Source organism: Kitasatospora sp. NPDC057965 (assembly GCF_042887135.1).
GTDB lineage: Bacteria > Actinomycetota > Actinomycetes > Streptomycetales > Streptomycetaceae > Kitasatospora.
The window spans coordinates 252,344-278,051 of the sequence record NZ_JBHVPZ010000004.1 but is presented as its reverse complement, the minus strand read 5'-3'; the positions used below and the strand labels follow the sequence as shown (position 1 = coordinate 278,051).

Below are 25,708 nucleotides of genomic sequence, written 5' to 3'. Positions count from 1 at the left end.
AAGCGCTCCGCACGACTCTCTCTCAGGCCCGGGGCGACACAAGGGGAGGCTGGACCACGGTGGCTGATGGCACCAAGGCGGTCGTCGACACGTCAGCAGCTGACGGCGCGGCGGACGAGGCCGCGCTGGCCGCGGCGATCGACGAACTCGCCGACGGCACGGCCCGGGCCACCGCGGCCGGCTCCTCGACCGACGAGCGCTCCGCCAAGAGCGCCGGGAAGGCCTCCACGGGCGCCGGGAAGACGGCGGCCACCGGGAAGGCACCGGTCTCCGCGAAGGGCGCGTCCGGAGGCGAACCCGCCGACGAGCACGACACGGACGCCGACGCCGGTACCGCCGACGCCGAGGAGCCCGCCGAGGACGGCGGACCAGCCTCCGAGGCCCCGGCCGTCGCCGAGGAGACCTCGGAGATCACCGCCCCGCTCTCGGCCACCGAGATCGCCGCCGAACTGGCCGCCGGTGACGCCGCCCGCCGGGCCGCCGAATCCGCCGGGTCCACCAGGTCCACCGACCGCCCCGCCGCCAAGCGCCCGCCCCGGGACCCGCAGCCCACCCACGACCCCCGGGACACCGCCACCCTCCCGCAGACCCTGCCCGCCCCGCTGCGGCACAGCGGCGACCTCATCGGCCACCGCTACCGGCTGGAGGAGTGCATCTCCTCCACCGAGACCTTCAGCAGCTGGCGCGCGGTCGACGAGAAGCTGCGCCGCGCCGTCGGCGTCCACCTGATGGCCGCCGGCCACCAGCGCGCCCGCAAGGTGCTGGCCGCCGCCAAGTCCGCCGCCCTGCTCGGCGACCCGCGCTTCGTCCAGGTCCTGGACGCCGTCCAGGAGGGCGAGCTGGTCTACGTCGTGCGCGAGTGGCTGCCGCACGCCTCCGACCTCGCCAAGCTGCTCGCCGACGGCCCGATGGAGCCGCACGAGGCCTACCAGATGGTCCGCCAGGTCACCGACGCGGTGGCCGCCGCCCACCGGCGCGGCCAGGCCCACCTGCGGCTCACCCCGCGCTGCGTGCTGCGCACCGACAGCGGTCAGTACCGGATCAACGGCATCGCGGTGGACGCCGCCCTGCGCGGCCTGCCCACCGAGGACGCCGAGCGCTCCGACACCCGGGCCATCGGCGCCCTGCTGTTCGCCGCGCTCACCCACCGCTGGCCCTACCCCGAGGACCGCTACGACCTCCAGGGCCTGCCCAGGAACATCGGCGAGGTCGCGCCCGACCAGGTCCGGGCCGGGGTCCACAAGGGCCTGTCCGAGCTGGCCGCCCGGGCCCTGCTCGACCACCCGCCGCACCACGCCGAGCCGATCACCACCCCCGAGGCCCTCGCCCGGGCGATCGCGCTGATGCCGCGGATCCGCCAGCCCGAGCCCGAGCTGCCGGTCTTCACCAACCCGCCGCGGCACAACACCCACGCCCTGCCGACCGCGCCCAACCCGACCCGGGTGGTCGCCGCCCCCGGCACCGCGCCCGCCCCGGTGGCGGCCCCGGTGCGGCGCGCCGGACGGCGGCTGCGCCGGGTGGTCAAGGTGACCGCCTGGACGGTCGCCCTCGGCGCCATCGGCGTGGCCTCCTGGCAGCTGGTGGACAGCATGCGCCCAGGGAGCACCGCCGCCGCGGTCCCCCAGCCCAGCAGCACCACCGCCACCCCCAGCGCCCACGCGGCGACCCACGACCCGGTGCCGATCGCGGTCAAGGAGGCGATCTCCTTCAACCCGCTGGGCGACGGCCCGGAAGGCTCCTCCAGCCTGCCCAAGGCGATCGACGGGGACCCGAGCACCGAGTGGATCACCAACTGGTACAACGACCCCTTCCCGAGGACGAAGGAAGGCACCGGGCTGCTGCTCGACCTCGGCTCGGCGCAGCCGGTCTCCAAGGTGGCCCTCAAGTTCGGCACCCCCACCACGGCCGAGCTCCGGGTCCCGGGCAAGAACGTCGCCAACCCGCCGACGGCGCGGCCGGGCGACTTCACGGTCCTCGGCAAGCAGGCCGGCACCACCATCGAGTACGAGCTGGACGAGCCGGTCACCACCCGCTACGTCCTGGTCTGGCTGACCAGCCTGTCCCAGAACCCGTCCGGCACCAAGGACGCGGGCAAGTACCAGGCCCACGTCCTGGACGCGAAGGTCTTCGGCTGACCCGCGGAGCGGAGCGGCGGCGCGGCACGAACGGCGAGGGGTGGACGTGGCGGAGGACGGACCGGGGCGCGACGACGACGCGGCGCTCCTCTCCCGGCACGTCGCGGGCGACCGGGAGGCCTTCGGCCTCCTGGTGAACCGCCACCGCGACCGGCTCTGGGCCGTCGCGCTGCGCACCCTCGGCGACCGCGAGGAGGCCGCCGACGCCCTGCAGGACGCCCTGGTCTCGGCCTTCCGCTCCGCCCACACCTTCCAGGGCCGCTCGGCCGTCACCACCTGGCTGCACCGGATCGTGGTCAACGCCTGCCTCGACCGCGCCCGGCGCACCGCCACCCGCAGGACCAAGCCGCTCGACGACGACCCGCGGCGGCTGGACGCCCTGGTCGGCTCCGCCGAGCCGGCCGACTCCCCGGTGGTCCGCGCCGAGGTGCACCGCGAGGTGTCCGCCGCGCTCGCCGAGCTGCCCGCCGAGCAGCGGGCCGCGCTCGTCCTGGTCGACATGCAGGGCTACCCCGTCGCCGAGGCCGCCGCGCTGCTGGGAGTACCGGTCGGCACGGTGAAGAGCCGCTGCGCCCGGGGCCGCGCCCGGCTGCTGCCACTCGTCCGGCACCTGCGCGAGGAGCGCGCGGAAGAGCGCGCCGAGGACGGCGCCGGGTCGGGCGCCGCGGCCCGGGCCGCCGATGTTTCACGTGAAACAACGTCCGCCGCCCCCGGCGCCGGCCGCCCACCCGGGAACCCACCCGGGCCCCGTACCGTCACAGGGACAGTCCCGGACCCAGCCCGGCCGATTCTGGAAGGAGACGCGAGCACGCGATGACGGCGCCCCTCTCCTCCCCCGACCCCGCCGCGGACGCGCACCCCTCCGTCGACGAGCTGGCCGACCTCGCCGAGGACCTGCTCCCGCCCGCCGACACCGATGCGCTGCGCGGGCACCTGACCGGCTGCGCCGAGTGCCGGGAGACCCTGGCCGCGCTCGCCGGGGTGCGACTGCTGCTCGCCGAGGACGAGCCCCCGGCCATGCCGGCCGACGTCGCCGCCCGGATCGACGCCGCCCTCGTGGCCGCGGCGGCCCAGGACGCCGCTGTGCCCTCCCCGGCCTCTCCCCTGCCGGCCCCGCTGCCGGCCCCGCCGACCGCCCCGCCGGCCCGGCCCGCCGCCGCCACCGGACCGGGCCGGACCGCCCGCCCCCGGCGCCGCCGGACCCTGCTGCTCGGCTCGGCCGCCGCGCTGCTCGTCCTCGGCCTCGGCGGCGCCTTCCTGTCGCTCTCCGCCCACTCCCCGAAGCAGGACTCCACCGTCGCCGCCAACGCCGCCGCCCCGAGCACTTCGGCCGCCGCCAAGGCCGACCCGGCCCCCGACGGCACCGTCTACCGGGAGGAGCAGCTCACCGCACAGGTCCGGGAGCTGCTCGCCGAAACCGCCGGCGGCCGGCCCGTCCTGCCCGCCAAGCCCTCCATCGGCGCCGGCGCCGATGCCGGTTCCGCGAGCGGCTCCGACGTGAGCGCCGCCCCGCCCGCCGGGAGCGGCCAGGGCCTGTCCGGCGGCGGCCGCTCCGCACCGGCCTGCCCGCCGCCCAGCACCGCCGCCCTGCTGGCCACCGGCCGCGGCAGTTACGCCGGCACCCCCGCCGAGCTCCTCGTCTACGCCCTGCCCGGCCGTTCCGACCAGCTCGACGTCTACCTCCGCTCCGCCGACTGCGGGCTCCTGCTGCACCGCACCGTCCCGGCCGGCTGACCGATGGTTCCCGTGCGATCCATGCCGTCGGCCGCGCGACACTCCCAGAGTGCGGGCACCTGGTACTGATCCTCCTGGGAATGCGAGACACTGGTCAGTCGTTGTCCCGGGCGGCGGAGCAGGACCGCCCTCCCCGCAGCAAACGCGGGTCGCGATGCGAACCAGGAGATGCAGTGAGCGACGTCCGTAACGTGATCATCATCGGTTCCGGCCCGGCCGGCTACACGGCTGCGCTCTACACGGCTCGTGCCTCCCTCAATCCGCTGGTCTTCGAGGGCGCCGTCACCGCCGGTGGCGCGCTGATGAACACCACCGAGGTCGAGAACTTCCCGGGCTTCCGGGACGGCATCATGGGCCCGGAGCTGATGGACAACATGCGGGCGCAGGCCGAGCGCTTCGGTGCCGAGCTGATCCCGGACGACATCGTCGCCGTGGACCTCACCGGTGACGTCAAGACCGTCACCGACTCCGAGGGCAACGTCCACAAGGCCCGCGCCGTGATCGTCACCACCGGCTCCCAGCACCGCAAGCTGGGCCTGCCCAACGAGGACACGCTCTCCGGCCGCGGCGTCTCCTGGTGCGCCACCTGTGACGGCTTCTTCTTCCGCGACCAGGACATCGCGGTGGTCGGCGGCGGCGACACCGCCCTGGAGGAGGCGACCTTCCTCTCCCGCTTCGCCCGCAGCGTCAAGGTCATCCACCGCCGGGACACCCTGCGCGCCTCCAAGGCGATGCAGGAGCGCGCCTTCGCCGACGAGAAGATCAGCTTCGAGTGGGACAGCGCGGTCGAGGCCATCCACGGCGACCCCAAGCTGTCCGGTGTCACCCTGCGCGACACCACCACCGGCGAGACCCGTGAGCTCCCGGTCACCGGCCTGTTCATCGCCATCGGCCACGACCCGCGCACCGAGCTCTTCAAGGGCCAGCTGGACCTCGACGCCGAGGGCTACCTCAAGGTCGAGTCCCCCTCCACCCGCACCAACATCCCGGGTGTCTTCGCCGCCGGCGACGTCGTCGACCACACCTACCGCCAGGCCATCACCGCCTCCGGCACCGGCTGCTCCGCCGCCCTGGACGCCGAGCGCTACCTGGCCTCGCTGGCCGACCTGGAGGCCCAGGCCGCCACCGTCGCGGTCTGACCCCACCAACCCCACCGTCCGGGTGGGTGTGTTCCACGTGAAACACGCCCACCCCGCCGGGCCGAAACAGAACCGCCCCGCGCGGTGTTGTAGACCTGGCAGAGCCCCCCTCCCGTTTGACCCTTAGGAGTGACCGTGGCCGGCGCCACCACCACCGTGACCGACGCGACGTTCGATGCCGACGTCCTCAAGAGCGACAAGCCCGTCCTCGTCGACTTCTGGGCCGAATGGTGCGGCCCGTGCCGCCAGGTGGCCCCGGTCCTGGAGGAGATCGCGGCCGACGAGAAGGACAAGCTGACGATCGCCAAGCTGGACGTCGACGCCAACCAGCAGACCGCCGCGACGTACAACGTCATCTCCATCCCGACGCTGATCCTCTTCAAGAACGGCGAGCCGGTGAAGCAGATCACCGGTGCCCGTCCGAAGGCCGCGCTGCTGCGCGAGCTGGACGGCCTGATCTGAGGCCGCTCCCCCAGGACGCCGCGAGGGCGGGACTCCCCACCGGGAGTCCCGCCCTCGTCCGTTGCCGGCCCTCGTCCGTTGCCGGCTCTCGTCCGTTGCCGCGCTCGCCCGGAGAACCGTGCTCAGAACGGCCGCAGCGCCGGTTCCTTCCGCCCGCCGCCCAGCAGCCGCTCCAGCGCCCCCTCGACGTCCCCCCGCCAGGAGAGCGTGGTCCGCGCCTCCAGCCGGAGCCGCGGGTAGCGGTGGTGCGGGCGGACCGTCTTGAAGCCCACCGCCAGCAGGTGCTCGGCCGGCAGCACACAGCTGACCGGCCGGCGCCCCACCGCGCCGAAGGCCTCGATCGCCCGGAACCCCCGGCCCAGCAGGTCCTTGGCCACCGTCTGCACCAGCACCCGCCCGATCCCCTGCCGCTGGAAGCCCGGCAGCACCCGGCTGACCATCAGCTGAACGGCGTCCGAGGAGACCGGGCTGGTCGGGAAGGACTGCGCCCGCGGCACATACGCGGGCGGGGCGTAGAGCACGAAGCCGGCCGGCTGGTCGTCCACGTAGACCACCCGGCCGCAGGACCCCCATTCCAGCAGGACGGCGGAGATCCACCCCTCCTTCTCCAGCTCGGGCTTGCCGGACTCGACCGCCGCCCGGCCACTGACCGGGTCCAGCTCCCAGAACACACAGGAGCGGCAGGTCGACGGCAGATCCGCGAGGTTGTCCAGTGTCAGCGGAACGATCCGGCGTCCCATGCCCCGCACCTCCTCGTCCACTCCACAGTCGAGCATTCCCCCCGAACGCCGACGGGTGCATGTTCCACGTGAAACAGCGCTCACGCGGAACATGCACCCATCATCGCCACCGCGGTGCCGACCCGGCTCAGCCCTGCGACAACCGCAGCCCGTCGTCGCCGGGCGCCATGCTGTCCAGGATCCGGTTGAGGTCCTCCACCGAGCCGAACTCCAGGACGACCTTGCCCTTGCCGAGCTTGCCGCCCCGCTGCGAGACCTCGACCTTCACCCGGGTGTCGAAGCGGTCGGAGAGCCGGCTCGCCAGGTCGTTGAAGGCCGGCGAGAGGATCCTGCCCGCCTTGGGCGCGGCCGAGCGCTTGGGCGTCGGTTCCTCGCTCTTCATCAGCAGGACGAGTTCCTCGGTCATCCGGACGGTGAGCCCCTCGGCGATCACCCGGGTGGCGAGTTCCTCCTGCTGCTCGGGGACCGCGAGCCCGACGATCGCCCGGGCGTGCCCGGCCGTGATCGTCCCGGCGACCAGCCGGCGCTGCACCTTCGGCGAGAGCTTCAGCATCCGCAGGGTGTTGGACACGTGCGAACGCGAGCGGCCGATCCGGTCGGCCAGCTCCTCGTGGGTGCAGGAGAAGTCCCGCAGCAGCTGGTCGTAGGCGGCCGCCTCCTCCAGCGCGTTCAGCTCGGCCCGGTGCAGGTTCTCCAGCAGGGCGTCCAGCAGCAGCTTGTCGTCCTCGGTGGCCCGGACGATCGCCGGGATCAGCTCCAGCCCGGCCTCCCGGGAGGCCCGCCAGCGCCGCTCGCCCATGATGAGCTCGAAGCGTCCGGGCGCCACCTGGCGCACCACCACCGGCTGGAGCAGACCCACCTCCTTGATCGAGGTGACCAGCTCGCTCAGCTTGTCCTCGTCGAACACCTCGCGCGGCTGGCGCGGGTTCGGGGTGATCGCGTCCAGCGGCAGCTCGGCGAAGTAGGCGCCGGCCGACGCCGCCGGTTCCGCCCCGGCGGCCTGCTCCCGCAGGCTCTCCGCGGCCGCCTTGGCCGCCAGCGTTCCCCGGCCGGACGGCAACACCGGCACCGCGGCCGGCGAGACCGCCCCGGACGGGACCACCGGGGCCGCCGCCGGCTGCGCCGCGGTGCCGGTCCCGGCTCCACCGCCCGCCGGGGCGGCGGGGCCGATCAGCGCCCCCAGCCCCCGTCCCAGACCCCTGCGACCACCACTCACCGATTGCCCTCCGTCGTACCGTGCTGTGCCCCCGGGGCACCCTGCCCCGAACCGTCCCGCTGCTGCCCCACCAACGAGCCGCCGGCCCCCGCGGGCACCGCCCGCAGCGCCAGCTCCCGGGCGGCCTCCAGGTAGGAGAGCGCGCCGGTGGAGCCCGGGTCGTAGGTGAGCACCGTCTGACCGTAGCTGGGCGCCTCCGAGATGCGGACCGAGCGCGGGATCGCGGTGTGCAGGACCTCCTGCTGGAAGTGCGTCCGGACCTCCTCCGCCACCTGGGCCGCCAGCCTGGTCCTGGCGTCGTACATGGTGAGCAGGATGGTGGAGACGTGCAGCGCCTGGTTGAGGTGTGCCCGGACCAGCTCCACGTTGCGCAGCAGCTGGCCGAGACCCTCCAGCGCGTAGTACTCGCACTGGATCGGGATCAGCACCTCCTGGCCGGCGACCAGGGCGTTGACCGTCAACAGGCCCAGCGAGGGCGGACAGTCGATCAGGATGTAGTCCAGCGGCTGCTCGTAGGCGGCGATGGCGCGCTGCAGCCGGCTCTCCCGGGCGACCAGCGACACCAGCTCGATCTCGGCGCCGGCCAGGTCGATGGTGGCGGGGACGCAGAACAGTCCCTCGACCTCGACCACCGGCTGCACCACGTCGGCCAGCGGCTTGCCCTCCACCAGGACGTCGTAGATCGAGGGCACCTCGGCGTGGTGGTCGATGCCGAGCGCGGTCGAGGCGTTGCCCTGCGGGTCGAGGTCGATCACCAGGACGCGCAGGCCGTGCATGGCCAGCGAGGCGGCGAGGTTGACGGTGGTGGTGGTCTTGCCCACCCCGCCCTTCTGGTTGGCCACCACCATCACCCGGGTGGCCGCGGGGCGGGGCAGTCCCTCGCCCGCTCGGCCGATGGCCTGGACCGCAGCCTGGGCAGCACGCGCGATGGGCGTGTCATCGATCTGGTCGATGGTCTCCGAGTCCTGCATGGGGCTCAGTGTTTCACGTGAAACCGGAGCGGCAACAGTCGCCGCCCGGCTGCGCGCGAGGATTCCCGAGAGGAGAGAGCGACGTTTCACGTGAAACACCATGCCCGCAATGTCGGAATTCTGACGATGCGACACTCCGGTGGTCCGATGTCGTCCTGTCGTCCGCCCGCCCGTCACCCGGATGCCGTCGATCCCCGGGAACGCCACGGGCGGGGAGGTCGGAGGACCTCCCCGCCCGTGGCAGGCATCACGTCCGGCTCAGCGGCCGCGCCGCCGGGGCGTCCGGCCGCGGTCCGCACCGCGCGCCGGGGCGCCGGAGCGGCCGGCCCTGGCCGCCGCCCTGGCCCGGCGGGTCGCCGCCTTCACGCCGCCCGGGCTCTCCCCCACCTTGACCTGGACCACCCGGGTCGAGGTCTCCAGGGTGCCCTCGCCGACCGCGATCACCGCCCACTCGACCGCGCCGAGCTTCGCCAGCCCGGCCCGGGAGTCGGCCAGCTCCTGCTCGGCGCTGTCGCCCTTGAGCGCCAGCATCTGGCCGTGCGGCCGCAGCAGCGGCAGCCCCCAGCCGGCCAGCCGCTCCATCGGCGCCACCGCGCGCGCGGTCACCACGTCCACCGCCAGCTTGCCGACCATCTCCTCGGCCCGGCCGCGCAGCACGGTGACGTTCTCCAGCCCCAGCTCGCGGACCACCTCCTCCAGGAAGGTGGTGCGCCGAAGCAGCGGCTCCAGCAGGGTCACCGAGACGTCCGGCCGCGCCAGCGCCACCGGGATACCGGGCAGACCGGCACCGGAGCCGACGTCGCAGAGCGTGGTCCCGGCCGGCAGCAGCTCGGCGAGGACGGCGCAGTTCAGCACATGGCGGTCCCAGAGCCGGGGCACCTCGCGCGGCCCGATCAGCCCCCGGGTCACCCCCGCGGTCGCCAGCAGCTCGGTGTAACGGACCGCGGCGTCGTACCGCTCGCCGAAGACCTCCCGTGCGACGGCCGGCGGCGCGGGCGGCGGCTCGACCGTTGGACGCCCGCCGACGGCCGCGTCCTCGGCACCCGGACCGCCGTCGCCCGTCCCCGGCCCGCCGGCAGGCGCGCTCTCCGTGTCCATCTCGAACTCTCCGCTCCCCGGATCCACCGACCCGCTCCTGCACCGTTTCACGTGAAACATCTCTCGCCGGGCCACGGCCCCGCGAAGGGACGACGCGAAGGGACGACGACCCCGCCCGCGCGTGGCGGACGGGGTCGGGTCCTCGTGTCGCATGTCGACCGCCCAAGCCGCCGACGGTCACCCTGCCGTCAGGCCGGCAGCACGACCACGCACCGCTGGGGCTCCTCGCCCTCCGACTCGCTGCGCAGACCGGCCGCGGCCACCGCGTCATGGACGACCTTGCGCTCGAACGGGGTCATCGGACGCAGCTTGACCTGCTCCCCCGAGCTCTTCACCTGATCGGCCGCCTGCGACCCGAGGGTCGCCAGCTCCGAGCGCTTGCGAGCCCGGAAGCCGGCGATGTCCAGCATGAGGCGGCTGCGCTCGCCGGTCTCCCGGTGGACGGCCAACCGGGTCAGCTCCTGCAGCGCCTCCAGCACCTCGCCGTCCTGGCCGACCAGCCGCTGCAGGGAGCGGTCGTTGCCGTCGCTGACGATGGAGACCAGGGCGCGGTCACCCTCGACGTCCATGTCGATGTCACCGTCGAGATCGGCGATGTCGAGCAGACCCTCCAGGTAGTCCGCCGCGATGTCGCCCTCCTGCTCCAGGCGGGTGATGAGGCTCTCGTCGGCGCTGGCGGCGGCCTCGGCCTCGACGGCGGAGGTGATGCCTTCCGTCACTGATGGACTCCTTCGGAGATGGGCCCGGGTGGTGGGCCGGTAACGAGGTTCAGGGGGCCGCGGGAACGGTCCGGAGCGGACCGGTCACTTCTTCTTCGGCCGCTGACCGCCGCGCTTGGGCTGCTGCCGGCCGCCCTGCGGACGGGCCGGACCCGACTTGGCACCCGCCGGACGCGCCGCGGTCTGCTTGGCCGCACCGGTACCGCCGGACGTGCCGGTGCTCGCGGAGTCCGCCGGGGCGGCGTCGGCGGGCTGCTCGGCCGGGGCGTCCTTGGTCAGGCTCGCCGGCTGGCCGCCGGTGTGCTGGCGCTGCGACTTGCTCTGCTTCCGCGGCTGCTGCCGGCGCACCTGCACCGACTCCTCGACCACGGTCTCGGCGCTGACGGCCGACTTCTTCGCGGGGAGCAGGCCGAACAGCGGGCCCTTGATGACCGAGCCGTCCGGGTTCAGCCGGCCGGCCTTCTTCAGCCGGACCTGACGCTCGTCCCAGGCCTTGCTGCCCGGCGTCGGGTTGTTGCGGATGACGATCAGCTGCTGGCCCATCGACCAGACGTTGGTGGTCAGCCAGTAGACCAGGACACCGACCGGGAAGTTGATGCCCATCACGGCGAACATGATCGGGAAGACGTACATCAGCATCTTCTGCTGCTGCATGAACGGCGTCTTCACGCTGAGGTCGACGTTCTTCGTCATCAGCTGGCGCTGGGTGATGAACTGCGACGCCGACATCATGATGATCATCACGGCGACGACGATCTTGACGCTGACCTCGCTGCTGCTCACGAAGGTGGCCGACAGCGGAGCGCCGAAGATGTGCGCCTTGCCGGCGCTCACCAGCAGGTCGCCGTTGATCACGCCGATCTCGTGGCCCTTGGCGACCGAGGCCAGCACGCCGTAGAGCGCGGTGAAGAACGGCGCCTGCACGAGGATGGGAAGGCAGCTGGAGAACGGGTTGGTACCCGCCTCCTTGTACAGCTTCATCATCTCTTCGGACTGGCGCTGGCGGTCGTTCTTGTACCGCTCCTGGATGGCCTTCATCTTCGGCTGGATCGCCTGCATGGCCCGGGTCGCCTTGATCTGCTTCACGAAGAGCGGGATCAGGCAGATCCGGATGACGACCACCATCGAGGCGATGGCCAGACCCCAGGCCCAGCCACCATCCGGATTGAAGACGTGGCTGTACAGCGAGTGGAACTGGACGATGATCCAGGACACCGCTGTGTACAGGGGGTTGAGGAAGGAGAAGGTCACCGGTCAGGCTCCTTGGACATTGGGATTGGCCCCATGGGGCCAATGGTCGCCGGGCCCTCTGGGTCCGGACCGGCGGGGGGCATGATCACCGGCTGGTCGGCGGCGGACCGGCCCTTCAGCCGGTCCCGCAGCCGGCGGTGCCACACCGGATGCTTGCGCGGCGGGACATGATCGACCCCGCCGGGAGTCCACGGATTGCAGCGCAGGATGCGCCACGCGGTCAGGGCGCCGCCCTTCACCGCCCCGTGCGTCTTCACGGCCTCGAAGCCGTAGTGCGAGCAGGACGGGTAGTAACGGCACACCGGACCGAGCAGTGGGCTGATGGTCCACTGGTAGACCCTGATCAGACCCATTAGCAGGTACTTCATCGCCCTGCTCCCGTCGGCGCCGAGGCGGCGTGCTCGGCCTTGAGCAACCGCTTGAGCGCCGCGTCCAGGTCGCGTTCGAGTTCCTGGTACGAGGCGGACGCGGCCGGGGGCAGCGCACGCACCACTATCAGGCTACCGGCGGGCAGCCGGGACAGACGATCACGTACGAGATGGCGCAACCGGCGCTTGACCAGGTTGCGCGTGACCGCCGGGCCGACGGCCTTGCTCACGACGAAACCCGCACGCGCCGAAGGAGTCCCCTCGGCGACGTGCGGGCGGGTGTCGCTGGTCCGGTCGGTGCGGTCCCCGGGGCCGTCCTCTCTGGCGAGATGGACGACCAGCAGGGGCCTGCCGGCCCGACGACCGCGTTTCACCGCGGTCGCGAAGTCCTGGCGCCGCCGCAGCCGATTCTCGGAGGGCAGCACAACAGACTCTGGTGCGGATCAGGCGGACAGGCTGGCGCGGCCCTTGCCACGGCGGGCAGCCAGGATGGCGCGGCCGGCGCGGGTACGCATCCGCAGCCGGAAGCCGTGGGTCTTCGCGCGGCGACGGTTGTTCGGCTGGAAGGTGCGCTTGCTCACTCGGGGGCTCCTGAGGTGAATCGTAGGATGACGGGGAGTCGCTTGGCCGTCACCGTGCGTCCGCGTGATCTCCCCTGTATCGGAAATCCGGCCCATCTCCCCAGTTCGGCTGGGGTTTGAGGCAATCCACGGCGCCCGTGCTGCGCGCCTTATGGAGCGGGTGGACCCGCGGACATGCGGCAGCGGCCATCGACAACTCGACCTGGTTACGGTACGCGGGACGGGGCACGAGGGTCAAACCAGCCGCCTGGGGGCCGCTTACCCACAGCCTGTGGACAACGACTTGATCCGGCTCTGTTCGCTGACTACCGTTGCAGGACTTGTCTGGTTTGTTCATCGGAAAGCGTGTACCAGTGGCTGATGTCAACAGCGACCTCGTCCCGGTCTGGGCGAGGGTCGTCGAGCGGCTGGTCGCCGACCCGGATGTCGGGGAGATGGACAAGCAGTGGGTGCAGCGCACCCAGCCCATGTGGATGATGCACGACACCGCCCTGCTGGCGGCCCCCAACGAGCGGGCCAAGCAGGTGCTGGAGGGCCGGCTGCTGCCGCAGCTGACCGAGGCGCTCTCCCGCGAGCTGGCCCGCCCGGTGCGGATCGCCGTGATGGTCGACGCCAACGCCGTGCCGACCACCCCCGCCCCGCAGGCCCCCGCCGAGCCGTACCCGAACCCGTCCGAGCCGGACGCCGGCGGCTACGGCGACCAGGGCTACCCGCAGACCTACGAACAGGACTACGAGCAGGGCTACGAGGCGGGCTACGAGCGGCCGCACTACGAGAGCGGCGGCTACGAGCAGCACCCCGCGCCGTACGGCGGCCCGGCGGGCGGCAACCAGGCCTGGCCCGGCTACCAGGAGCAGCCGCCGGCCTACCGCGAGCCCGAGGAGCCGGCGCCCCGGCCCGCGCCGCGGCACGTCCCCGCGCCGCCCTCCACCACCCAGGGCGACCTCTTCGGCGGCGCCTACGGCCCCGGTCCGGGCGAGCACCCGCGGACCGCCTCCGGCCGCCGCCCCGCGGCCCGCCCGGCCGCCGGCCGCGGCGCGGACAAGGCCCCCGCCGAGCGCGCCACCGACCGCCCGGCGGTCCCCGGTGTGCCCGCCCCGCCCGGCGCGCCCCCGGCCGGCGGTTCCCGCAAGGACGAGCCGGCCGCCCGGCTGAACCCCAAGTACCTGTTCGACACCTTCGTCATCGGCGCCAGCAACCGCTTCGCGCACGCGGCGGCGGTGGCGGTCGCCGAGGCCCCGGCCAAGGCGTACAACCCGCTCTTCATCTACGGCGAGTCCGGGCTGGGCAAGACCCACCTGCTGCACGCCATCGGGCACTACTCGCGCAGCCTCTTCCCGGGCACCCGGGTGCGCTACGTGTCCTCCGAGGAGTTCACCAACGAGTTCATCAACTCCATCCGGGACGGCAAGGCGGACACCTTCCGCAAGCGCTACCGGGACATGGACATCCTGCTCGTGGACGACGTGCAGTTCCTGGCGAGCAAGGAGTCCACGCAGGAGGAGTTCTTCCACACCTTCAACACCCTGCACAACGCCAACAAGCAGATCGTGCTCTCCTCCGACCGGCCGCCCAAGCTGCTGACCACGCTGGAGGACCGGCTGCGCAACCGCTTCGAGTGGGGACTGATCACCGACGTCACCCCGCCGGAGCTGGAGACCCGGATCGCGATCCTGCGCAAGAAGGCGATCCAGGAGCAACTCAACGCTCCCGCCGATGTGTTGGAGTTCATCGCGTCCCGGATCACCCGGAACATCCGGGAGTTGGAGGGGGCCCTGATCCGGGTCACCGCCTTCGCCAACCTCAACCGGGCGCCGGTCGACCTGGAGCTGGCCGGGATCGTCCTCAAGGACCTCATCCCGGGCGGCGACGAGGACGCCGGGCCGGAGATCACCGCCCAGGTGATCATGCAGCAGACCGCCGCCTACTTCGGGCTCGGGGTGGACGACCTCTGCGGATCCTCGCGCAGCCGCGTACTGGTGACCGCGCGTCAGATCGCCATGTACCTCTGCCGGGAACTCACCGACCTCTCGCTGCCGAAGATCGGCGCGCAGTTCGGCGGCCGCGACCACACCACGGTGATGCACGCCGACCGCAAGATCCGGTCACTCATGGCCGAGCGGCGATCGATCTACAACCAGGTCACCGAGCTGACCAACCGCATCAAGAGCTAGCCGGCGGGCCCGCGGACGGGCGGGCCCCGGGTGGCCGGAAAAGGGCGTCAGGAGCGATCCTGGCGCCCTTTCGGCATATCCACAGGTGTGCACCGCGCATCGGCGGGGCAGGGATGCCGGTGACGGACGCTCCGCCAGTCCACAGCCCGCGCCGAACATCTGACCGGGGATTCGAACGCCACCGGTGCGCGAGGCGGAAATCCACAGGCCGGACGGGTTCTCCGCCGTCCACAGGCCCGGGCGCCGTGAGTTATCCAGAATTCCTCCACAGGGCGGCCGCCGCTACGCTCTTCCGCGCAGGTCAGGTGCCTGTGGACTTGTGCACAACCGTTATCCACAGGGTGTGGACAATTGTCGGCCCGTCAGTGGGCCATCCGAGTTGTCCACCGGTTGTCCCCAGGCCGGGCGAGGTTATCCCCAGGTTGTCCACAGCCGTGTCCACAGTTCGACAAGCTTCTGCCCTCGTTCATGCCCAGGTGTGAAAGCCGTCACGAAAAGTTGACCGGGGCCCGTGGATAACCGGGCCCGGATCTGGGGACAGCGCTGGGGATAACCTGTGGATACTCAGCGTGCCCTGTGGGTAACGCTCCGCCGTCCACAGCGGGCCGTGTTCGTCCACAGGCCGCATCCACATGTCCTGTGGACAAAAAACCGGGCCTGACCTGCGCAAACAGGGTTATCCACGGTTTCCACAGGCCCTACTACTACCACTACACCTATAGACCGTTCGCCTGGTTCAAAAGCAGGTGGGGCCGAAATCTGTGGACAACCGCTGCCCGACATCCGTTCGAGTTGCTTCCGCCCGTCTGCCCCGTCTGTCGGTGGAGTACGTCAGACTGTCCTCGGCGACTGGAAGCGGAGCGGCGGAGCTCGGCGGACAGCCGCACCGAAGACCAAGATCAGAAGAACCAGACGTGCGAGCGGGAGCGCTCGATCCAGGAGGCGGTTACCGGTGAAGTTCCGGGTGGAGCGTGACGTCCTCGCGGAGGCGGTGGCCTGGGCTGCCCGCAGCCTCCCGGCACGGCCGCCGGTGCCGGTGCTGGCCGGCCTGCTGCTGACGGCTCAGGACGGCAGCCTGGCGCTGTCCGGCTTCGACTACGAGGTCTCGGCCCGGGTCGAGCTGGAGGCCGACATCGAGGAGGCCGGCACCGTGCTGGTCTCCGGCCGGCTGCTCAACGACATCTCGCGCAACCTTCCCAACAGGCCTGTGGAGATCTCCACCGACGGCCAGCGGGTCAGCGTGGTCTGCGGCAGCTCCCGGTTCACCCTGCCCACCCTTCCGGTGGACGAGTACCCGGCACTGCCCCAGATGCCGACCGCGACCGGCACCGTCCCCGGCGACGTCTTCGCCTCCGCGGTCAGCCAGGCCGCGGTGGCCGCCGGCCGTGACGACACCCTGCCGGTGCTCACCGGTGTCCGGGTCGAGATCGAGGGCGACCGGATCACCCTGGCCGCCACCGACCGCTACCGCTTCGCGGTGCGCGAGCTGCTGTGGAAGCCCGAGCAGGCCGACATCTCGGCCGTCGCGCTGGTCCCGGCCAAGACCCTGCAGGACATCGCCAAGTCCCTGGGCAGCGGCGACAACGTCTCCATCGCGCTCTCCTCGGGCGGCGCGGGCGAGGGCCTGATCGGCTTCGAGGGCGCCGGCCGGCGGACCACCACCCGGCTGCTGGAGGGCGAGTTCCCGAAGTACCGCAGCCTGTTCCCGACCGAGTTCAACGCGATCGCGGCGATCCAGACCCAGCCCTTCCTGGAGGCGCTCAAGCGCGTCTCGCTGGTCGCCGAGCGCAACACCCCGGTCCGGCTGAACTTCGAGGAGGGCGTGCTCACCCTGGAGGCCGGCTCCGGCGACGACGCCCAGGCCACCGAGCGGATCGACGCCTCCCTGGAGGGGGACGCCATCTCGATCGCGTTCAACCCGGGCTACCTGGAGGAGGGCCTCAAGGCCATCGACTCCGCCTACGCCCAGCTGAGCTTCACCACCCCGACCAAGCCCGCGCTGCTCAGCGGCAAGGCCTCGGTGGACGCGGAGGCCGACGAGGCCTACCAGTACCTGATCATGCCGGTCCGCCTCTCCGGCTGAGCCGGCTGCGCTCCCGGGCCGGACCGGCCGCCACCGGTCCGGCCCGGGAGCCTTCTGTCCACGGCTCCGTCCACAGCCCTGTGAACAAACCTGTGGAACCCTCCCCCGGTCGGCCCGACCGCGAGGAGGCCCTTCCGCTCCAGCACGTAGGCTCAAGGAGGCGCGGCAACGGCGCCGCCCGCAGGGACGTCACCACAGGTAAGGATTTGGCTATGGAGCTCGGCCTCATCGGTCTCGGCAAGATGGGCGGCAACATGCGCGAGCGGATCCGCCGCGCCGGCCACACCGTCATCGGCTACGACCGCAACCCCGACATCTCCGACGTCGAGAGCCTCCAGGAGCTGGTCACCAAGCTGCAGGGCCCGCGCGTCGTCTGGGTCATGGTTCCGGCCGGCGCCGCCACCCAGGCCACCGTGGACGAGCTGGCCGAGCTGCTCTCCCCCGGTGACGTGGTCGTCGACGGCGGCAACTCCCGCTGGACCGACGACGTCAAGCACGCCGAGGCGCTGGCCGCCAAGGGCATCGGCTTCGTCGACTGCGGCGTCTCCGGCGGCGTCTGGGGCCTGGAGAACGGCTACGCGCTGATGTACGGCGGCGACGCCGAGCACGTGGCCAAGGTCCAGCCGGTCTTCGACGCCCTCAAGCCCGAGGGTGACTTCGGCTCGGTGCACGCGGGCGCGGTCGGCGCCGGCCACTTCGCCAAGATGGTCCACAACGGCATCGAGTACGCGATGATGCAGGCCTTCGCCGAGGGCTGGGAGCTGCTGGAGGCCGCCCCCGAGGTCACCGACGTCCGCGAGGTCTTCCGCAGCTGGCAGGAGGGCACCGTGATCCGCTCCTGGCTGCTCGACCTGGCCGTGCGCGCCCTGGACGAGGACGAGCACCTGGGCAAGCTCAAGGGCTGGGCCGCCGACTCCGGCGAGGGCCGCTGGACCGTCGAGGCCGCGATCGACCACGCCGTCCCGCTGCCGGCGATCACCGCCTCGCTCTTCGCCCGCTTCGCCTCCCGCCAGGACGACTCCCCGCAGATGAAGATGATCGCCGCGCTGCGCAACCAGTTCGGCGGCCACGCGGTCGAGTCGAAGTAGTCCCCGCAGTCCCACCCCAGAAGGCGAGCGCAGTCCACCGTCATGCACGTCGCGCACCTGTCGCTCGCCGACTTCCGTTCCTACGCCCGGGCCGAGGTCTCCCTCGACCCGGGCGTGACGGCCTTCGTCGGGCCCAACGGCCAGGGCAAGACCAACCTGGTCGAGGCGGTCGGCTACGTCGCCACCCTGGGCAGCCACCGGGTCGCCACCGACGCCCCGCTGATCCGGCTGGGCGCCGAGCGCGCGGTGATCCGCACCTCGGTGGTGGACCGCGGCCGCTCCACCCTGGTCGAGCTGGAGATCACCCCGGGCAAGGCCAACCGGGCCCGGATCAACCGCTCCGACAACGTCCGCCCGCGCGACGTGCTGGGCCTGCTGCGCACCGTGCTGTTCGCCCCCGAGGACCTCGCCCTGGTCAAGGGCGACCCGGGGGAGCGGCGGCGCTTCCTGGACGAGCTGCTGACCGCCCGCGCGCCCCGGCTGGCCGGGGTCCGGCAGGACTACGAACGGGTGCTCAAGCAGCGCAACGCCCTGCTGAAGACCGCCGCGATGGCCCGCCGGGCCGGCGGCGGCAAGGGCGCCGACCTCTCCACCCTGGAGGTCTGGGACGGTCACCTGGCCCGGGCCGGCGCCGAACTCACCGCGTTCCGCCTGCAGCTGGTGGCCTCCCTCCAGCCGCTGGTCGCGGCCGCCTACGGACAGCTCGCGCCGGGCGGCGGGGAGACCGCGCTGGAGTACCGCAGCTCCTTCGAGGGGGAGCTGCCGACCAGCCGCGAGCAGGCCGAGGAACAGCTGATCGAGGCGCTGCGGACGGCCCGCAAGCAGGAGGTCGACCGCGGCGTCACCCTGGTCGGCCCGCACCGCGACGAGCTGGTGCTCAAGCTCGGCCCGCTGCCCGCCAAGGGCTACGCCAGCCACGGCGAGTCCTGGTCGTTCGCGCTGGCACTGCGGCTGGCGTCCTACGAGCTGCTGCGCGCCGACGGGGGAGAGCCGGTGCTGATCCTGGACGACGTCTTCGCCGAGCTGGACGCCGCCCGCCGCGACCGGCTGGCCGAGCTGGTGGCCGGCGGCGAGCAGGTGCTGGTGACCGCGGCGGTGGCCGAGGACGTGCCGAAGGCGCTGGCCGGCGCCCGGTACGCGGTCGCCGACGGCGCCGTCCAGCGCGTCACCGGCTGACCGCGCCCGCGCCGGCCCGACGGCGCCCCTCCGCCCGGCCCCTCCGCCCGGCCCCGCCCGACCGGTTCCTGCCCGACCCCCGCCTGCCCGGCCGCCGTCGGAGCGGCCCGTACACCCCGTGTCCGTACCCCCGGCGTGGCCCACCCGCGCCGCCGCGCGCCCACCCGGCTCCCGTACGCTGGACGGCTCACCGTTGTCCACAGGGTGGGGATAAGGAGATCGCCGTGAGCGAGTCGGCGGAGCACCCCGAGCCGACCGGTGCCGACCTGGCGCGCTCGGCGCTGCGGGCGGCCCGGGCGCAGGCCCGCCAGCGCGGTGAGCAGGTGCGCGAGAAGCGCGAGGCGAAGCGGCACGGACTGCGCAGCGGCGCCCGCTCGGACGGCCGCGACCCGGTGCCGCTGGGGGCGGCGCTGACCCGGCTGCTGACCGAGCGGGGCTGGGAGTCCTCGGCCGCGGTCGGCGGGGTGATGGGCCGTTGGCCGCAGATCGTCGGGCCGGACATCGCCGCGCACTGCACGCCGACCGCCTACGACGACGAGGCCGCGGTGCTCACGGTGCAGTGCGACTCCACCGCGTGGGCCACTCAACTCCGCTGGCTGGCGCGGCAGTTGGTGGCCCGTCTGAACCACGAGCTGGGCCACGGCACGGTTCGCACCATCAAGGTGCTCGGCCCCGCCGCCCCGGTGCGCGGCTACGGCCGGCTGCGCGCCCCCGGCAGCAAGGGCCCCGGGGACACCTGGGGATAGGCCCGAGGGTCGCGGGACGGAGCGGACCGTGATCCTCCGGAACCCCTGACGGCCCTGCCAGGCGGTCTGAGCCCCCCGGTCGAGTATCGGGACATGTCCCGAGGGGATTCAGGGCGGCATTTCTGCCCTCAGAGGCTGCCAAACGCCCATCGATGTCAGTCGTACCGGTAGACTGAAGGGCAAACACTGTTGCTAGTGGCAACCGAGTCGAAACGCCGTGGTCGCACGCCCGCCCGCAGAGGGAGCGGGGATGCGGCCCGCGCTGTGCCAGAGAGGGCGCTTCGTGGCCGATTCCGGCAACCCCAGCCAGACCCCAGACCAGACCGACCAGTCCGACCGGTCGTACGACGCGAGCGCCATCCAGGTGCTGGAGGGCCTCGACGCCGTCCGCAAGCGCCCCGGCATGTACATCGGCTCGACCGGTGAGCGAGGCCTGCACCACCTGGTGCAGGAGATCGTGGACAACTCCGTCGACGAGGCGATGGCCGGCCACGCGGACACCATCGACGTGTCGCTGCTGGCCGACGGCGGCGTGCGCGTGGTCGACAACGGCCGCGGCATCCCGGTCGGCATCATGCCGGGCCAGGGCAAGCCGGCCGTCGAGGTCGTGCTGACGGTCCTGCACGCGGGCGGCAAGTTCGGCAACGGCGGCTACGCGGTCTCCGGCGGTCTGCACGGCGTCGGCGTCTCCGTGGTGAACGCGCTCTCCACCCGACTCGCGGTGGAGATCCACACCGACGGCCACCGCTGGACCCAGGAGTACAAGGCCGGCACCCCGACCGCCCCGCTGGCCCAGCACGAGGCCACCGAGCGCACCGGCACCAGCGTCACCTTCTGGGCCGACCCGGACATCTTCGAGACCACGGTCTACTCCTTCGAGACGCTCTCCCGCCGGTTCCAGGAGATGGCGTTCCTCAACAAGGGCCTGACCATCAGGCTCACCGACGAGCGCCCCGAGCACGTCGACGAGGAGGGCAAGCCGCTCTCGGTCACCTACAAGTACGACGGCGGCATCGCCGACTTCGTCGCCCACCTCAACTCCCGCAAGGGCGAGGTCGTCCACCCCTCGGTGATCGACTTCGAGGCGGAGGACAAGGACAAGGCGATCTCGGTGGAGATCGCCATGCAGTGGAACTCCTCGTACACCGAGGGGGTCTACTCCTTCGCCAACACCATCCACACCCACGGCGGCGGTACCCACGAGGAGGGCTTCCGCGCGGCGCTGACCGGCCTGGTCAACCGCTACGCGCGGGACAAGAAGCTGCTCCGGGAGAAGGACGACAACCTCTCCGGCGAGGACATCCGCGAGGGTCTGACCGCGATCATCTCGGTCAAGCTCGGCGAGCCGCAGTTCGAGGGCCAGACCAAGGACAAGCTGGGCAACACCGAGGCGAAGACCTTCGTCCAGAAGGTCGTCCACGAGCACCTGAACGACTGGCTGGACCGCAACCCCAACGAGGCCGCGGACATCATCCGCAAGTCCATCCAGGCGGCCACCGCGCGCGTCGCCGCCCGCAAGGCCCGCGACCTCACCCGCCGCAAGGGCCTGCTGGAGTCCGCCTCGCTGCCCGGCAAGCTCAGCGACTGCCAGTCCAAGGACCCGGCCGAGTGCGAGATCTTCATCGTCGAGGGTGACTCCGCCGGCGGCTCGGCCAAGCAGGGCCGCGACCCGCGCATCCAGGCGATCCTCCCGATCCGCGGCAAGATCCTGAACGTCGAGAAGGCCCGGATCGACAAGGTGCTGCAGAACACCGAGGTCCAGGCGCTGATCTCGGCCTTCGGCTGCGGCATCCAGGAGGACTACGACGAGTCCAAGCTGCGGTACCACAAGATCGTGCTGATGGCCGACGCCGACGTCGACGGACAGCACATCCGCACCCTGCTGCTGACCCTGCTGTTCCGCTTCATGCGGCCGCTGGTCGAGGCCGGCTACGTCTACCTGGCGATGCCGCCGCTGTACAAGATCAAGTGGGGCAAGGACGACTTCGAGTACGTCTACTCCGACCGCGAGCGCGACGCCGTGATCGCGGCGGGCGTGGCCGCCGGGCGCCGGCTGCCGAAGGACGACGCGATCCAGCGGTTCAAGGGTCTCGGCGAGATGAACGCCGAGGAGCTCCGGGTCACCACCATGGACCAGGCCCACCGCCTGCTGCTCCAGGTCACCCTGGAGGACGCCGCCCGCGCCGACGAGCTGTTCTCGATCCTGATGGGCGAGGACGTCGAGGCCCGCCGTTCCTTCATCCAGCGCAACGCCAAGGACGTCCGCTTCCTGGACGTGTGACGCCTGCCCGCAGGCCCCGCACGTACCAGTCCGCGTGAAAGGAAACTGACCACCAGTGGTCGACGACAACCGTCCCGAAGGCGAGCAGCCCGAGACCCCCGAGGCCGCCAACGCGGTCGCCCTGCGGATCGAGCCGGTCGAGCTAGAGACCGAGATGCAGCGCTCGTACCTCGACTACGCGATGAGCGTCATCGTCAGCCGGGCCCTGCCCGAGGTGCGCGACGGCCTCAAGCCGGTGCACCGCCGGGTGCTGTACGCGATGTACGACGGCGGCTACCGCCCCGAGAAGGGCTACTACAAGTGCGCCCGCGTCGTCGGCGACGTGATGGGCAACTACCACCCGCACGGCGACACCTCGATCTACGACACCGTGGTCCGCCTGGCCCAGCCGTGGTCGATGCGGATGCCGCTGGTGGACGGCAACGGCAACTTCGGCTCCCCGGGCAACGACCCGGCCGCGGCCATGCGCTACACCGAGTGCAAGATGGCGCCGCTGGCGATGGAGATGATGCGCGACATCGACGAGGAGACCGTCGACTTCGCGCCGAACTACGACGGCCGCTCGCAGGAGCCCACCGTCCTGCCCGCGCGCTTCCCCAACCTGCTGGTCAACGGTGCCACCGGCATCGCGGTCGGCATGGCCACCAACATCCCGCCGCACAACCTGCGCGAGGTCGCCTCCGGCGCGCTCTGGTACCTGGAGAACCCCGAGGTCTCCAACGAGGAGCTGCTGGACGCCCTGATCGAGCGGATCAAGGGCCCGGACTTCCCGACCGGCGCGCTGATCGTCGGCCGCCGCGGCATCGACGACTACTACCGCACCGGCCGCGGCTCGGTCACCATGCGCGCCGTCGTCGAGGTCGAGGAGATCCAGGGCCGGCAGTGCCTGGTGATCACCGAGCTGCCCTACCAGGTCAACCCGGACAACCTCGCGCTGAAGATCGCCGACCTGGTCAAGGACGGCCGGATCGCCGGCATCGCCGACGTCCGCGACGAGTCCTCCTCGCGCACCGGCCAGCGCCTGGTGATCGTGCTCAAGCGGGACGCGGTCGCCAAGGTCGTGCTGAACAACCTCTACAAGCACACCGACCTGCAGACCAACTTCGGCGCCAACATGCTGGCCCTGGTCGACGGCGTGCCGCGCACCCTGTCGCTGGACGCCTTCATCCGGCACTGGGTCAACCACCAGGTCGAGGTCATCGTCCGGCGCACCACCTTCCGGCTGCGCAAGGCCGAGGAGCGCGCCCACATCCTGCGCGCCCTGCTGCGCGCCCTGGACATGATCGACGAGGTCATCGCGCTGATCCGGGCCTCGGCGAGCGCCGACGCGGCCCGCACCGGCCTGATGGAGCTGCTCGCGATCGACGAGCTCCAGGCCAACGCCATCCTGGAGATGCAGCTGCGCCGGCTGGCCGCCCTGGAGCGCCAGCGGATCACCGACGAGCACGACGAGCTGCAGCGCAGGATCGACGAGTACAACGCGATCCTGGCCTCGCCGACCCGCCAGCGCGGGATCATCTCCGAGGAGCTCACCGCGATCGTCGAGAAGTACGGCGACGAGCGGCGCTCCACCCTCATCCCCTCCGACGGCGACCTCTCCATCGAGGACCTCATCGCCGAGGAGGACATCGTCGTCACGATCACCCGCGGCGGCTACGTCAAGCGCACCCGCTCCGACCTCTACCGCTCGCAGAAGCGCGGCGGCAAGGGCGTGCGCGGCGCCCAGCTCAAGCAGGACGACATCGTCGACCACTTCTTCGTGACGACGACCCACAACTGGATCCTGTTCTTCACCAACAAGGGCCGGGTCTACCGCGCCAAGGGCTACGAGCTGCCGGACGCCGGGCGCGACGCCCGCGGCCAGCACGTGGCCAACCTGCTGGCCTTCCAGCCGGACGAGCACATCGCCCAGGTGATGGCCGTCCGCACCTACGAGGACAAGCCCTACCTGGTCCTCGCCACCCGGGCCGGCCTGGTGAAGAAGTCCCTGCTCAAGGACTACGACTCCCCGCGCTCCGGCGGCCTGATCGCGATCAACCTGCGCCAGGACGAGGAGGGCCGGGACGACGAGCTGATCGGCGCCGAGCTGGTCTCCGCCGAGGACGACCTGCTGCTCGTCTCCAGGAAGGCGCAGTCGATCCGCTTCACCGCCACCGACGAGGCGTTGCGCTCCACCGGCCGCGCCACCTCCGGCGTCAAGGGCATGGCCTTCCGCGAGGACGACGAACTCCTGTCGATGAACGTGGTCCGTCCGGGCACCTTCGTCTTCACCGCGACCGACGGCGGCTACGCCAAGCGCACCGGTGTGGACGAGTACCGTGTCCAGGGGCGCGGCGGCTACGGCACCAAGGCGGCGAAGATCGTCGAGGGCCGGGGCTCGCTGGTCGGCGCGCTCGTCGTCGACGAGACCGACGAGATCATGGCCATCACCCTGTCCGGTGGAGTGATCCGTACGAGGGTTTCCGAGGTTCGTGAAACCGGACGTGACACCATGGGCGTCCAACTGATCAACCTGGGTAAGCGCGATGCGGTCGTGGGCATGGCCCGCAACGCGGAGGCCGAGGACGAGGAGTCGGCGGAGGACGAGGTGGCGGGTACCGAGTCCACCGAGGTGGCCGAGGGTGCGGGGACGGCAACGGGCGGGGACACCGCCCAGGCCTGACCTCGTACCACGACGGCCGGTACCGTCACGTCCGTACATCCGTACACGGCGTGGCGGTACCGGCCGCCGACCAGTTCCGGGCAATCCCGCCGGGTGCTGGATGACGAGTGACGAAGCAGGGCGGCGCGTCCGTCCTGGTGGGAAGTGCGGGAGGACCAGTGAGTGGAGCCACGGGTGCTGCGGGAGGCGCCGCCGGCGGCCGTCCGGGCGCAGCACAGGGCGGCGGGGGGTACGGCGGGCCGCAGCCGCCGGAGCACCCGGCCGCGTCCACCTCGCTGATGCCGCCGGTCGGCGGAGCGGGCCAGGGCGGTACGTACGGCGGTCAGACGCCCCCGCCGCCGGGCGCACCGGCACCGGGCGGCTTCTCGCAGCCGACCACCTACGCCAAGGGGCAGCCGACCCCGCCCCGGGGCACCCGGGTCGGCGGCGGCAACACCCCGCCCGGCGGGACGCCCGCCGCGGGCCCACGCCGTCCGGCCGCCGCGCCGGCCTCCGGCGGCAGCCTGGGCCGGACCAGGAAGGCCCGGCTGCGGGTGACCAAGGCCGACCCGTGGTCGGTCATGAAGGTCAGCTTCCTGCTGTCGCTGGCGGTCGGGATCATCATCATCGTGGCGGCCGCGGTGCTGTGGATGACGCTGGACTCGCTCGGCGTCTTCGACTCGCTCGGCAAGACCCTGAAGGACGTCACCGGTTCGGACACCAACGGTGGCGGCGTGAACATCATGGACTACGTGGGCTTCGGCAAGGTGATGACCTTCACCTCGCTGATCGCGGTGGTCGACGTGGTGCTGCTGACCGCGCTGTCCACGCTCTCGGCGTTCATCTACAACGCGGCGGCCGGCTTCACCGGCGGCATCGAGCTCACCCTGGCCGAGGAGGACTGATCCCCCCGGCGTGACCCGGGATCAGTTCCCGCCGTGCGCGGGGACCTTCCGTTCGCGGACGGAATCAGCGGGCCCCACCGGTTGTTGCAGCCGGTGGGGCCCGTCGGCATTTCGGGTGACAGCCGTCGGGGGCGGCGCGCCGCCCGGACGGGCCGGGGTCGCGGTGGGCTTAGCTGGGTCCGCTCGTTCCGCGTCACCCG

The 25,708-nt window shown here is 72.0% G+C and carries 22 protein-coding genes; 13 read left to right on the top strand and 9 right to left on the bottom strand.

The genetic code is table 11. The annotated features are described in order from the left end of the window. The first annotated feature begins 59 nt into the window (after positions 1–59). The 5 genes from ACFVVU_RS07085 (at position 60) to trxA (ending at position 5,470) form a co-directional block, all read left to right on the top strand. Positions 60–2,135 (top strand): serine/threonine protein kinase, encoded by a 2,076-nt coding sequence (locus ACFVVU_RS07085; RefSeq protein WP_387788642.1) that lies wholly within the window; start codon positions 60–62, stop codon positions 2,133–2,135. Between the two features lie 46 nt (positions 2,136–2,181). Further along, entirely contained in the window at positions 2,182–2,952 is a 771-nt protein-coding gene (gene sigM, locus ACFVVU_RS07080) for an RNA polymerase sigma factor SigM (RefSeq protein WP_387788641.1), read from the top strand. Then, positions 2,949–3,869 (top strand): hypothetical protein, encoded by a 921-nt coding sequence (locus ACFVVU_RS07075; protein WP_387788640.1) that lies wholly within the window; start codon positions 2,949–2,951, stop codon positions 3,867–3,869. The genes sigM and ACFVVU_RS07075 overlap by 4 nt, the downstream gene beginning before the upstream one ends. A gap of 173 nt (positions 3,870–4,042) precedes the next feature. Continuing rightward, positions 4,043–5,008 (top strand): thioredoxin-disulfide reductase, encoded by a 966-nt coding sequence (gene trxB / locus ACFVVU_RS07070; protein WP_355362515.1) that lies wholly within the window; start codon positions 4,043–4,045, stop codon positions 5,006–5,008. 135 nt (positions 5,009–5,143) lie between these two features. Further along, positions 5,144–5,470, top strand: a complete 327-nt coding sequence (gene trxA, locus ACFVVU_RS07065) for a thioredoxin (protein ID WP_380684532.1) — start codon at positions 5,144–5,146, stop codon at positions 5,468–5,470. Between the two features lie 122 nt (positions 5,471–5,592). On the opposite strand, the gene ACFVVU_RS07060 is transcribed toward trxA, so the two are convergent. The 9 genes from ACFVVU_RS07060 to rpmH form a co-directional block, all read right to left on the bottom strand. Further along, positions 5,593–6,210 carry a GNAT family N-acetyltransferase gene (locus tag ACFVVU_RS07060; RefSeq protein WP_380689701.1) on the bottom strand — a complete coding sequence of 206 codons (618 nt, stop codon included), beginning with the start codon at positions 6,208–6,210 and terminating at the stop codon, positions 5,593–5,595. 127 nt (positions 6,211–6,337) lie between these two features. Next, complete coding sequence (locus tag ACFVVU_RS07055) at positions 6,338–7,426, bottom strand: ParB/RepB/Spo0J family partition protein (RefSeq protein ID WP_387788639.1); 1,089 nt, start codon at positions 7,424–7,426, stop codon at positions 6,338–6,340. Continuing rightward, a complete protein-coding gene (locus ACFVVU_RS07050; protein ID WP_380689705.1) occupies positions 7,423–8,397 on the bottom strand; it encodes a ParA family protein in 975 nt (324 codons plus the stop codon). The genes ACFVVU_RS07055 and ACFVVU_RS07050 overlap by 4 nt, the downstream gene beginning before the upstream one ends. Positions 8,398–8,655: 258 nt before the next feature. Next, entirely contained in the window at positions 8,656–9,495 is an 840-nt protein-coding gene (rsmG, locus tag ACFVVU_RS07045; RefSeq protein ID WP_387788638.1) for a 16S rRNA (guanine(527)-N(7))-methyltransferase RsmG, read from the bottom strand. Between the two features lie 188 nt (positions 9,496–9,683). After that, complete coding sequence (locus ACFVVU_RS07040) at positions 9,684–10,214, bottom strand: protein jag (protein ID WP_380689189.1); 531 nt, start codon at positions 10,212–10,214, stop codon at positions 9,684–9,686. Positions 10,215–10,298: 84 nt separating this feature from the next. After that, complete coding sequence (gene yidC, locus ACFVVU_RS07035) at positions 10,299–11,465, bottom strand: membrane protein insertase YidC (protein WP_380689187.1); 1,167 nt, start codon at positions 11,463–11,465, stop codon at positions 10,299–10,301. Then, positions 11,462–11,833: a membrane protein insertion efficiency factor YidD gene (yidD, locus tag ACFVVU_RS07030; protein WP_380689184.1), complete on the bottom strand. Its 372-nt coding sequence runs from the start codon at positions 11,831–11,833 to the stop codon at positions 11,462–11,464. The genes yidC and yidD overlap by 4 nt, the downstream gene beginning before the upstream one ends. Beyond that, positions 11,830–12,258, bottom strand: a complete 429-nt coding sequence (gene rnpA / locus ACFVVU_RS07025) for a ribonuclease P protein component (RefSeq protein WP_380689181.1) — start codon at positions 12,256–12,258, stop codon at positions 11,830–11,832. Before rnpA ends, yidD begins: the two co-directional genes overlap by 4 nt. Positions 12,259–12,276: 18 nt before the next feature. Further along, the gene (gene rpmH, locus ACFVVU_RS07020; protein ID WP_030059672.1) at positions 12,277–12,414 is read right to left on the bottom strand and encodes a 50S ribosomal protein L34; all 138 of its coding nucleotides are present in this window, start codon (positions 12,412–12,414) and stop codon (positions 12,277–12,279) included. A gap of 353 nt (positions 12,415–12,767) precedes the next feature. Here rpmH and dnaA point away from each other — a divergent pair, with 353 nt between their 5' ends. From dnaA to ACFVVU_RS06980, 8 genes are all read left to right on the top strand, one after another. Beyond that, positions 12,768–14,588: a chromosomal replication initiator protein DnaA gene (gene dnaA, locus ACFVVU_RS07015; protein WP_380715081.1), complete on the top strand. Its 1,821-nt coding sequence runs from the start codon at positions 12,768–12,770 to the stop codon at positions 14,586–14,588. 952 nt (positions 14,589–15,540) lie between these two features. Beyond that, positions 15,541–16,671: a DNA polymerase III subunit beta gene (dnaN, locus tag ACFVVU_RS07010; protein WP_380684279.1), complete on the top strand. Its 1,131-nt coding sequence runs from the start codon at positions 15,541–15,543 to the stop codon at positions 16,669–16,671. Between the two features lie 92 nt (positions 16,672–16,763). Next, positions 16,764–17,759 (top strand): phosphogluconate dehydrogenase (NAD(+)-dependent, decarboxylating), encoded by a 996-nt coding sequence (gene gnd, locus ACFVVU_RS07005; protein WP_387788637.1) that lies wholly within the window; start codon positions 16,764–16,766, stop codon positions 17,757–17,759. A gap of 42 nt (positions 17,760–17,801) precedes the next feature. Next, positions 17,802–18,935 (top strand): DNA replication/repair protein RecF, encoded by a 1,134-nt coding sequence (gene recF / locus ACFVVU_RS07000; protein WP_387788636.1) that lies wholly within the window; start codon positions 17,802–17,804, stop codon positions 18,933–18,935. Positions 18,936–19,159: 224 nt separating this feature from the next. Next, a complete protein-coding gene (locus ACFVVU_RS06995) occupies positions 19,160–19,681 on the top strand; it encodes a DciA family protein (protein WP_355362490.1) in 522 nt (173 codons plus the stop codon). 250 nt (positions 19,682–19,931) lie between these two features. Further along, positions 19,932–21,962, top strand: a complete 2,031-nt coding sequence (gyrB, locus tag ACFVVU_RS06990; protein WP_380684282.1) for a DNA topoisomerase (ATP-hydrolyzing) subunit B — start codon at positions 19,932–19,934, stop codon at positions 21,960–21,962. Between the two features lie 121 nt (positions 21,963–22,083). Beyond that, positions 22,084–24,624: a DNA gyrase subunit A gene (gene gyrA, locus ACFVVU_RS06985; protein ID WP_380684284.1), complete on the top strand. Its 2,541-nt coding sequence runs from the start codon at positions 22,084–22,086 to the stop codon at positions 24,622–24,624. 158 nt (positions 24,625–24,782) lie between these two features. After that, positions 24,783–25,508, top strand: a complete 726-nt coding sequence (locus ACFVVU_RS06980; protein WP_355362484.1) for a DUF3566 domain-containing protein — start codon at positions 24,783–24,785, stop codon at positions 25,506–25,508. Positions 25,509–25,708 lie beyond the last annotated feature (200 nt).

Coding starts and splice junctions, on each gene's coding strand:
- ACFVVU_RS07075 (WP_387788640.1), top strand. CDS start 2,949: ATGACGGCGCCCCTCTCCTCCCCCGACCCCGCCGCGGACGCGCACCCC.
- ACFVVU_RS07060 (WP_380689701.1), bottom strand. CDS start 6,210: ATGGGACGCCGGATCGTTCCGCTGACACTGGACAACCTCGCGGATCTG.
- ACFVVU_RS07050 (WP_380689705.1), bottom strand. CDS start 8,397: ATGCAGGACTCGGAGACCATCGACCAGATCGATGACACGCCCATCGCG.
- rsmG (WP_387788638.1), bottom strand. CDS start 9,495: ATGGACACGGAGAGCGCGCCTGCCGGCGGGCCGGGGACGGGCGACGGC.
- yidD (WP_380689184.1), bottom strand. CDS start 11,833: ATGAAGTACCTGCTAATGGGTCTGATCAGGGTCTACCAGTGGACCATC.
- recF (WP_387788636.1), top strand. CDS start 17,802: ATGCACGTCGCGCACCTGTCGCTCGCCGACTTCCGTTCCTACGCCCGG.
- gyrB (WP_380684282.1), top strand. CDS start 19,932: ATGCGGCCCGCGCTGTGCCAGAGAGGGCGCTTCGTGGCCGATTCCGGC.